This is a genomic window from Oleiphilus sp. HI0043, assembly GCF_001634935.1.
The window spans coordinates 1-752 of the sequence record NZ_LWEY01001777.1 but is presented as its reverse complement, the minus strand read 5'-3'; the positions used below and the strand labels follow the sequence as shown (position 1 = coordinate 752).

1 protein-coding gene is annotated in these 752 nt (G+C 46.9%); it reads right to left on the bottom strand.

The window, feature by feature from the left end; translation table 11 throughout:
• On the bottom strand, positions 1-696 hold a 696-nt coding region (locus A3729_RS27320), incomplete at its 3' end, for a LysR family transcriptional regulator (protein ID WP_068568120.1).
• Positions 697-752: the final 56 nt, after the last annotated feature.

The window sequence follows — 752 nt, the reverse complement described above, 5'->3', positions numbered from 1 at the left end:
AGCCCTAGAGTGCTGGACTCGTAAGCGAATATCCCGTTGTAGGCCCTGTCGATTCAAGTGCAGGTCAATATAGCCCTGACCCCGTCGGCGGCTGGATATATGAATGTGCGGCGAAGAAAGGTATTGCTCGAGTGTTAGGCTTTTACCGTCTAGCGATGGGTGATCGTGGCTAGCGACACAGACAAAACGGTCTTGGGCGAGAGACTCATTCACAAGTTGTGGATCGTTAACCAAAGGAACGTCGAGCGCAAAATCTAACTGCCCCGTGGCAAACTCTCTCGATAGTTCTGAACGTGCGACAGGAAAGCTCTCAATTGAAATGCCGGGTGCATGTTCTTGCAAATAAGACATCAATATTGGCAGCAGGTAAGACTCAGAGGTGTCGTTCATCGCGAACGAGAACTTCTTATCAGAGGTTTCCGGATTAAAGTCATCATGCTCGGTGATGCTGCTCTCCAGCCCGGCCAGGGCCGCACGTACTCTGGATATTATGTTGTCAGCCAATGGTGTAGGTACCATGTGACCTGATTGTCTTACAAATAGTGGGTCATCAAAAACACGGCGTAGACGACTTAGCGAGTTACTGACAGCGGGTTGAGTGATATGAAGGGACTCAGCAGCCTTAGTCAGATTTCGTTCTCGGTAAATTACATCAAAAACAATGAACAGGTTTAGGTCAATTTTTTGAAGCTGCATAGATTATTAAACTCAAACAAGAAGTTGTTGTTCAGGCATGTATTTAAGCAGCTATA